Annotated in this window: 8 protein-coding genes; 1 reads left to right on the forward strand and 7 read right to left on the reverse strand. The window is 70.4% G+C overall.

Translation table 11 applies throughout. The features are described 5' to 3' along the window. The first annotated feature begins 160 nt into the window (after positions 1-160). Positions 161-817, forward strand: coding sequence for an SDR family NAD(P)-dependent oxidoreductase (locus ACTIAO_RS16155; RefSeq protein ID WP_029152788.1), 657 nt, complete (start codon positions 161-163; stop codon positions 815-817). Between the two features lie 73 nt (positions 818-890). Here the strand turns inward: ACTIAO_RS16155 and ACTIAO_RS16160 are convergent, their stop codons facing one another. The 7 genes from ACTIAO_RS16160 to ACTIAO_RS16190 form a co-directional block, all read right to left on the reverse strand. Then, positions 891-2,138 carry an APC family permease gene (locus ACTIAO_RS16160; protein ID WP_029152787.1) on the reverse strand — a complete coding sequence of 416 codons (1,248 nt, stop codon included), beginning with the start codon at positions 2,136-2,138 and terminating at the stop codon, positions 891-893. Between the two features lie 111 nt (positions 2,139-2,249). Further along, a complete protein-coding gene (locus tag ACTIAO_RS16165; RefSeq protein ID WP_051216391.1) occupies positions 2,250-3,263 on the reverse strand; it encodes a DUF1648 domain-containing protein in 1,014 nt (337 codons plus the stop codon). Then, the gene (locus tag ACTIAO_RS16170) at positions 3,260-4,255 is read right to left on the reverse strand and encodes a DUF1648 domain-containing protein (protein WP_029152785.1); all 996 of its coding nucleotides are present in this window, start codon (positions 4,253-4,255) and stop codon (positions 3,260-3,262) included. Before ACTIAO_RS16170 ends, ACTIAO_RS16165 begins: the two co-directional genes overlap by 4 nt. Positions 4,256-4,262: 7 nt before the next feature. Next, positions 4,263-5,528 (reverse strand): histidine--tRNA ligase, encoded by a 1,266-nt coding sequence (hisS, locus tag ACTIAO_RS16175; RefSeq protein ID WP_084644210.1) that lies wholly within the window; start codon positions 5,526-5,528, stop codon positions 4,263-4,265. 10 nt (positions 5,529-5,538) lie between these two features. Beyond that, positions 5,539-6,231, reverse strand: a complete 693-nt coding sequence (locus ACTIAO_RS16180) for a MazG family protein (RefSeq protein ID WP_211219158.1) — start codon at positions 6,229-6,231, stop codon at positions 5,539-5,541. An 84-nt stretch (positions 6,232-6,315) separates the two neighbouring features. Continuing rightward, the gene (locus ACTIAO_RS16185) at positions 6,316-7,443 is read right to left on the reverse strand and encodes a Na+/H+ antiporter NhaA (protein ID WP_029152783.1); all 1,128 of its coding nucleotides are present in this window, start codon (positions 7,441-7,443) and stop codon (positions 6,316-6,318) included. Between the two features lie 81 nt (positions 7,444-7,524). Continuing rightward, positions 7,525-8,405: TRCF domain-containing protein (locus ACTIAO_RS16190; protein ID WP_441907179.1), on the reverse strand; the 881-nt coding region annotated here is incomplete at its 5' end.

Consider the following 8,405-nt stretch of genomic DNA (forward strand, 5'->3'; position numbering starts at 1 on the left):
CGAGAATCTCGCGTGCGCCAACTGCTTCGATCTGTGCCACGGATGTACTCCTTGAGAAGGTGGGCATGGGCGGACCGGGAGGCCCTCCCTCAGTCTAGGGCGAACCCCGTCGTGCGTCATTCCGGCAGCGGGCGGTCGATCGTGCGAGAGGATGGGCGCTATGACCGATGCGCGCACACTCACCGATCGCCGCGTGCTGCTCGCGGGCGGCACATCCGACGCCGGGTGGGCGATCGCGCACGCCCTCCGCGGTCGCGGGGCGCGCGTCGTCGTGGCCGGGAGGAGCCCGGTGCGGTTGGCGCGCTTCGCCGACGCGGGGTTCGACGCGGTCGAGGTCGATCTCACGCACGCCGCGGCCGTGGACGACGCCGTCGGCGGCCTCGGACCCCTCGATGGGCTGATCCCGCTGGTCGGCGGGTGGCGCGGCGGCGGCGGGATCCCTGGTCAGAGCGACGAGGACTGGCAGGCGCTGTCGGATGCCCTGACGGCGGTGCGCCACGCGTGCCGCGCGGCGTGGCCGCTGCTCGAGGCATCGCCGGCCGCACGCGTCGCCGTCGTCTCGTCGGTGCAGGTGGCCCGTCCCCTCGCGGGCGGTGCGAACTACGCGGCCGTCAAGGCAGCGATCGAGGCGTGGATCCAGGCGATGGCGCACGGATTCTCGATATCGGCTCGCGACGCCGACCGTCCGCAGGCCGGCGGCTGCACCATCTTCCGGGTGAATCAGCTCGCGGATGTCGTCGACGACGTCGCCGCGGGCATGGCCGGCCTCTGGGACGAGGCCCCGGATCCGACGGCCCGCATCGTGACGCTGGCGTGAGCCCTCCGGACCGTGTCCCGATTGATGCGGGATCGACTGCCGCTTTCGCGCATCACGTGGGACACGGTGGGTCTCAGAGGCTGCGGCGCTCTGCGATGAGCCGGGCACCGCGGATCACGACGCCGATCGCGACCACGGCCGCTCCCGCCACGACCGACGGCCACGGCAGCAGTGCGGCCAGGCCCGCGCACCCGATCGCGCCCGCGACCTGCAGCCACTGCGGGTACCGGCGCACCGTCTTTCCCTGACGCAGCGCCGCGAGGTTCGCCACGAAGTAGTACAGCAGCACCCCGAACGAGCTGACGCCGATCGCGCCGCGCAGGTCGGCGACGAGAAGGATCGCGATCACGACGGCCGCGACCGCGATCTCCGCCCGGTGCGGCACGCGCATACGCGGATGGATCCGCGAGAAGAATCCCGGCAGGTCTCCCCCGCGCGCCATCGCGAGGCTCGTGCGCCCGATGCCGGCGATGAGCGCGAGCAGCGCGCCGAGCGCGGCGCAGGCCGCCCCGACGCGGACGACCGGCGCGCCCCAGTCCCACCCGGATGCCGCAACGACGTCGGCGAGCGGCGTCGCGGAGACGTGCGGCGCGGGTCCGAGCGCCTGCAGCACCGTGACCGCAAGCACGGCGTAGACCACGACCGCGCCGGCGAGCGCGAAGACGATGGCACGCGGGATCGTCCGCGCCGGATCCCTCACCTCCTCGCCCATCGTCGCGATGCGCGCGTACCCGGCGAACGCGAAGAAGATCAGTCCCGCCGACTGCAGGATCCCGTACCACCCGCCGTCGAACAGGCCCTCACCGATCGATGCGTGCTCGCCCGTGGATCCGACGAGTCCCGACACCGCGACGAAGACGAGCACTAGCAGCACGATCACGACGATGATCTTCGCAGCGCTCGCCGTGCGCGTGACGCCGAGGAGGTTCACGATCGTGAGCAGCACTACGGCGCCGATCGCGGCCGGCCGCTCGAACCCGGGGGCCGCGTACGATGCGAAGGTCAGCGCCATGGCCGCGCAGCTCGCGATCTTGCCGACGACGAAGCACCACCCGGCGAGGTACCCCCACCACGCCCCCAGCTCTGCGTTGCCGTAGGCGTACACTCCTCCCGCGACCGGGTGGACTGCGGCGAGCTGCGCCGTCGATGTCGCGTTGCAGAACGCCACGACCGCCGCGAGCACGAGCCCGATCAGCACCCCGCTCCCCGCCGCTTCGATCGCCGGCTGCCACACGGCGAACGCGCCCGCGCCGATCATGGATCCCAGGCCGATCGCGACCGCGTCCGAGAGTCCCAACCGGCGTACGAATCCTGACGTCATGGTTGGGGAGCGTATCGGGGCGGCGTCGTGCGGTGCGGCGCGGCGCGCAGCCGTTCACCGGAGGTTCTCCGAGTGTCCGGCTTGCGCCGGGCTCGACGACCCCTGGGGGCTTCAGTATCTCGCCATGCCGCGGCGAAGCAGAGCGACCGCGGTCGCGGCGTCGTCCACGGTGATCGTCAGGTCGCTCCCGCCGACGCGCGCGACGCGGATCCCCTCCCCCGCCCGCAGTACGAAGCCCTGACCGTTCGCCCCGAAGCGCCACCCCCAACCGCCGAACTCCGCCATCGGACTGACTTCAACGATCCGCACCGCGGTGATCGAGCCGGCGGCGATGCGCACCCGCGGCCACCCGAGCGGTGCGCGCACCGTGAGCCCCGCGTCGTCGATGCGCACATCGAAGCGCAGCATCGACAGCGACAGCACCGAGACGACGAGCATCAGCGCGAGCGTTCCCCAGAGCGCGAACGGAATGCTCCCCGTGCGCCTCACCGCGTCGAAGCACAGCGCGAGCACGGCGAGCGTCGTGCCCCCGACGAGCGCGCCGAGGGTGACCGCCCCCGCGCGCGACATCCGCACCGAACGGGTCCACACTCCCGGCTGCGCGCCCGTCAACGGCAGCGGATCCTGCTCTGCGGCGTCCGCCGCCGGCGGCTCTTCGATCATGAGCAGATAGATCGTGCCGAGCACGGCCCCGACGATGAGCGAGAGGATCATGATCCCGAGGGAATCCGGCGCGTCCGACGCATCGTCGACCCCGACCTGCACGATCACGAGACCGAGCATCGCCGAGCCGAGGAACCCCGTTTCCGCACCGATCACGACCCCGAGGAAGCGGTACTGCGTGCGCTGCGCCGGGCTCTTCACCTCAGCCAGCGCGATGCCCGCGATCAGTGCCGTGATTCCGCCGCCGATGCCGATCGTCATGAGCGGATAGGTCCAGGACGGACCGAACCCGTCCCCCGTGCCGGAGAGGCCCCAGTGCGTCGCGACGACGTCGGGGAGAAGCGGCATCAGCGAAAGCTGCACCGCCGCGATGCCGACGAACGCCGCCATCGGGATCCAGAGGCACCGGATCGCGAATGCGCGACGGGCTCGCTTCCTGGTCTCGAGCAGCGCGTCTGTCATGGACGGGTCCTCTCTGTCGGGCCGGTGCTCACGTGCGCGGTTCGCTCGGCCGCGAGCTGCGCGCGCAGCACGACGAGGCCGGCAGCGGCATCGTCGGTCGCAACGACGAAGCGCGATCCGTCCGCGCGGCGGATCCGGATGCCTTCGCCGGCTCGGATCGCGACGCCCGCCTGCGGTCCGACCGAGCGCGCGTTCCAGCCGGTCTTCCCGATCTCGACCGCCGGATCCACCTCGATGAGGTCAGCATCCGCGATATCGGTCAGCGGGATGCTGACCCGAGGAATTCCGATCGGCGAGCGCACGAGGACCCCTCGCGCGTCGATCCGCACCTGCACGACGAGCGCGGCGGGCGCGGCGGCTGCGTGCACGATGAGCAGCGTCGCTGCGACGATCCATGCGGGCTGCTCCAGCATCGCGAGAGCGTGAGCCGCGATCGCGAGGGCTGCGACGAGGCCGGCGGTGATCGCCCCCTGCAGCCCGTATCGCCCGGCGGCCGTCGTGGCGCTCCACTGCCGCAGGTCGTCTCCCTCGGGATCCGAGCGGTCACGGCGCGACGACGGCAGGAGCGTGCTCGCGAGGCTCGCGAAGGACGCTCCGGTCGCGATCGCGACGAGCATCGCCGTTCCGGCTGGTGCCTCCGGCTTCCCGATCTGCCCGATGAACGTCGCGCCGAGCACGAGCACGCAGGATCCGACGACGAACCAGGTCGTCGCCGCAACGAAGCGCGGCCTCGGCCTGTCGTTCACCGACCGGAGATCGAACAGCCCGACCGCTGCGAACAGCGCCGTGGAACCGTAGCCGATCGCGGCCGTGACGCCGATCGTGCCCCACGCCGGCCCCCAGCCGTCGGGTTCGCCGGCCACCGACCAGTGGATCACGACGCGCGCGGGCAGGAAGGGCAGGGCGACGATCTCGGCGACGACCACCGCCGTGACGGCCGCCATCGGCAGCCAGACGATGATCAGGCGGATCAGCCGGGCCTGCGACTTCACGCGGCGCTCAGCGGAGGGGCTTGAAATCGAGGTCGTGCTGACCCGCTGCGACGGTCGCGAACGACGTGTAGCCGTCTGCCTGCGCGCGCTCGAGCACGCCCTTGAGGTTCCTCGGCCGGCGCTCGAGCCTCACGCGCGCGCCGTCGGAGACGAGGCGCGCCTTGTGGGCGAGCAGCTCCGCGACCGGCACGTCCTTGTCGTGCACGAGCACGACAGCGCGGGCTCCCTCGGCCTCAGCGATCGCGACGAGGTCGACGATGCGCTCGAAGCCGATCGAGAATCCGACGGCCGGCACGTCCTGTCCGAGGAAGCGGCCGATCATGCCGTCGTATCGTCCGCCGCCGCCGAGCGAGTACGTCACGTCGGGGTGCGCGATCTCGAAGATCGTGCCGGTGTAGTAGCCCATGCCGCGCACGAGGAACGGGTCGAACACGAGCGGGGCGTCGCCGCGCGCAGCCGAGACCGCCTCGCCCACGCCGACGAGGTGATCCACGATCTCGCCCGGGATCCCCTCGGGGAGGAGGGCGCGGATCTGCTCGGGACCGAAGGATCCGGCGGGCGCCTCGAGCCCCGCCAAGAACGCCTCCAGGGCGCCGACCGCTGCGTCTGCGGCGCCGCGCTCGCGCAGCTCGGCCGCGACACCGGTGGGCCCGATCTTGTCGAGCTTGTCGATCGTGATGAGCACGCCCGGGCGCTCGGCCTCGGGGAACCCGAAGACATCGAGCATCGCATCGAGCGCGCGGCGATCGTTGATGCGCACGTGCGCGCCGGCGAGACCGAGCGCGTCGAGCACGTCGAGCGTGGCCGTGATCAGTTCGACCTCCGCACGGCTCGACGCATCGTTCATGATGTCGATGTCGCACTGCATGAACTGGCGGTACCGCCCCTTCTGCGGGCGCTCCGCCCGCCACACGGGCGCGATCTGCAGGGCGCGGAAGACCGTGGGCAGCTCGGCGCGGTGCGAGGCGTAGAAGCGCGACAGCGGCACAGTGAGGTCGTAGCGCAGCCCGAGGTCGGCGAGATCCGCGGGGTCGGTCGTCGTCGCGAGCGCGTCGGCCGAGATGCCGCGCTTCATGATGTTGAACGCCAGCTTCTCGTTGTCGCCGCCCATGCCCGCATGCAGCCGGCCGTACTCCTCCATGACCGGAGTCTCAATCTCGTCGAAGCCGTGCGCGCGGTATCGCTCGCGGATGACGGAGAGCACGCGCTCGCGGCGGGCCTTGTCTGCGGGGAGGAAATCGCGCATTCCGCGCGGCGGGTTCACAGTTGCCATAGGGGATCCATTATCCCCTACCGGACCGCGCGGCCCGTGAGCCCTGCTCGGCCTCGCGCACCTCGCCCGCGAACGCGCGCACGCGCCCGCGCAACGCCCGCTCCGCGTCCCAGCCTCGAGCGCGGGCCAGCGCGACGAGCCCGAGGATCGTGTCGCCGAGCTCCTCCTCGGTCTCGGGCAGGAGCGCCTCTTGGTCCGCCTGCTCGAGGGCTTCGACGGCCTGGATCGCCTCCACCAGCTCGAGGCCCACTCCGACCTTCTCGCCCTTGCCGAGCACCTTCTGCGCGAGGGCGAGCGCCGGCATCGCGGCCGGCACGCCGTCGAGCACCGAGGTGCGCGAGCGCTTCTCGTCGCGCTTCGCCGCGTTCCACAGGTCGAGCACGCGCTCGGGAGTGGCCGCGTCCTCCCCCGCGAAGACGTGCGGATGCCGGCGGATCATCTTGTCGGCCAGCCCTGCGGCGACATCATCGATCGCGAAGTCCTCCGCCACCGCCGAGTGGAACAGCACCTGCCAGAGCAGGTCGCCGAGCTCCTCGCGCAGGTCGTCCGCGGATCCGGATTCGACCGCGTCGATCACCTCCGCGGCTTCCTCGGTGAGGTACGGGACGAGCTTCTCGTGCGTCATCTCGCGGGACCACACGCAGCGCCGATGCACCTGCTCCATGACATCGGCAACCCGCCGCAGCTCGTCTCCTGGCTCCATCACCCCTCCACTATTCCTCATTTCTGGCACTTTTCATGCGTCAAATCGAGGGAGAAACGTGCCAGAAATGAAGAAAAGTGGGTGTCAGGCGGTCGCCGCGAGGCGGCGGTGGTGCCGGGCGCGCAGCGGCACGACGATCGCCGAGAGGATCAGCGAGGCGAGGGAGCCGATCAGCACGCCGAGCACCGCCTCGTCCGCGATCGTCGCGTCCGAGTACGCCAGCCTCGACAGCAGCAGCGACACCGTGAAGCCGATGCCGCCGAGCGCGGCCGCGGGGAGGATGTCGCCGATCGGCAGCCGCTCGCCGCGTCCGACGAACTGCGCCAGCCAGCCGAACAGGGTGATGCCGATGAGCTTGCCGACCGGCAGAGCGACGACGATCGCCCACAGCGCCGGCGAGAGCTCATCGATCGAGACCTGAGGGATCATGACGAGCGCCGAGAAGAACGCGAAGATCGGCAGGATCAGCGCGTTGATCCACGGCTCGAGCGCGTGCCTCGCGCTCATGCCGACGTCCTGACGGATCACGAGGCCGAGCGCGACGCCCGCGATGGTCGCGTGGACACCGGAGTGGAACACGAACACCCACGCGGCGATCGCGAGCACGATCAGCAGCGGCAGGCGGATCGCTGTCGGAATGTCCAAGCGACTGACGATCGCGAACACAGCCACACACGCGATGCCCGCGAGCATCATGCCGAAGTCGAGGTCGGTGGCGAACAGCACCGCGATGAAGACGATGCCGACGATGTCGTCGATGATCGCGAGAGCGAGCAGGAAGACGCGCACGCCCTTGGGCAGGCCCTTGCCGAACATCGCCAGCACACCGAGGGCGAAGGCGATGTCGGTCGCGGTCGGAATCGGCCAACCCGCCGAAGCGTCCCCCCGTCCCGCGATCATCAGGAAGACGATGATCGGCACGATGACGCCGCCGACAGCCGCGATCGCCGGGCGGATCGCCTTGGCGACGCTGTTCAGCTGCCCGCGGGTCAGTTCGAACTGCAGCTCGACCGCGACGCCGAAGAAGAACACCGCGAGCAGCAGGTCGGCGACCCAGTGCGAGATCGACAGTTCGAGGCCCGGAACGCCGAACTCGGTGTGGCTCCACGAGATCACCTCGCCGCCGAACGGCAGGTTCGCGATGATCAGCCCGAGCGCGGCGGCTCCGAGCAGGAGGAACGCGGGAAATCTTTCAGAACGAAGAAGCTTCATCGTTGCCTTTCGAGTCGACACATCTCGCGGATCAGGCGATCCGCGACGCCGACCAGACTTCCCGGCACACCAGATTCCATTCTACTCAGCGAGCGGGAACAGCGCGTCCAGCAACTGACGCACCCACGCGATGAGACCGGATCCTGTGACGAGCTCGCCGCCCGCGGTCGGCAGCGGCACGACCAGCGCATCGCCGCCCGAGAGCAGCTTCGATCCGGGGTGAAGCCGCTTCAGGCGCACCTGCATCGAATCGGGCAGATGCGCGGGCGCAATTCGCAGGTTCTTGCCCATCGCGACGACGTCGGACAGCTGTGACAGCGCGGCGCGTCGACGCAGGCGCGCGACCTCGACGAGTCCCGAAACCTCCGCGGGCGGTTCGCCGTATCGGTCGGTCAGCTCCTCGATGACGAGATCGATCGCGTCCTGCGCGGCGGCGGCTGTCGCGGCGGCGGACAGCTTCTGGTACGCCTCGAGCCGCAGACGTTCGCTGTCGATGTAGTCGTCGGGGATCCGCGCCTCGATGGGCAGCTCGAGGCGCAGCTCGACCGGACCATCGGCCGTCTCGCCGCGGAACTCGCTCACCGCCTCACCGATCATGCGCAGGTACAGGTCGAAGCCGACGCCCTCGATGTGCCCGGCCTGCTCGGCCCCGAGCAGGTTGCCGGCGCCGCGGATCTCGAGATCCTTCATCGCGACCTGGATGCCGCTGCCGAGGTCGTTGTGCACGGCGATCGTCTCGAGGCGGTCCGCCGCCGTCTCCGACAGCGGCTTGCCCTCGTCGTACACGAAGTACGCGTACGCGCGCTCGCGGCCTCGCCCCACGCGCCCGCGCAGCTGGTGCAGCTGGGCGAGCCCGTATTTGTCGGCGCGGTCGATGACGATGGTGTTCGCGTTCTGGATGTCGATTCCGGTCTCGATGATCGTCGTGCACACGAGCACGTCGAACTTGCGCTCCCAGAAGT

The sequence above is a fragment of the Microbacterium sp. genome (genome assembly GCF_052099035.1).
GTDB lineage: Bacteria > Actinomycetota > Actinomycetes > Actinomycetales > Microbacteriaceae > Microbacterium.

What these genes read in the sequence shown, in the direction of transcription:
- ACTIAO_RS16155 (WP_029152788.1), top strand. Translation starts at nt 161, where the DNA reads ATGACCGATGCGCGCACACTCACCGATCGCCGCGTGCTGCTCGCGGGC.
- ACTIAO_RS16160 (WP_029152787.1), bottom strand. Translation starts at nt 2,138, where the DNA reads ATGACGTCAGGATTCGTACGCCGGTTGGGACTCTCGGACGCGGTCGCG.
- hisS (WP_084644210.1), bottom strand. Translation starts at nt 5,528, where the DNA reads ATGGCAACTGTGAACCCGCCGCGCGGAATGCGCGATTTCCTCCCCGCA.
- ACTIAO_RS16165 (WP_051216391.1), bottom strand. Translation starts at nt 3,263, where the DNA reads ATGACAGACGCGCTGCTCGAGACCAGGAAGCGAGCCCGTCGCGCATTC.
- ACTIAO_RS16185 (WP_029152783.1), bottom strand. Translation starts at nt 7,443, where the DNA reads ATGAAGCTTCTTCGTTCTGAAAGATTTCCCGCGTTCCTCCTGCTCGGA.
- ACTIAO_RS16180 (WP_211219158.1), bottom strand. Translation starts at nt 6,231, where the DNA reads ATGGAGCCAGGAGACGAGCTGCGGCGGGTTGCCGATGTCATGGAGCAG.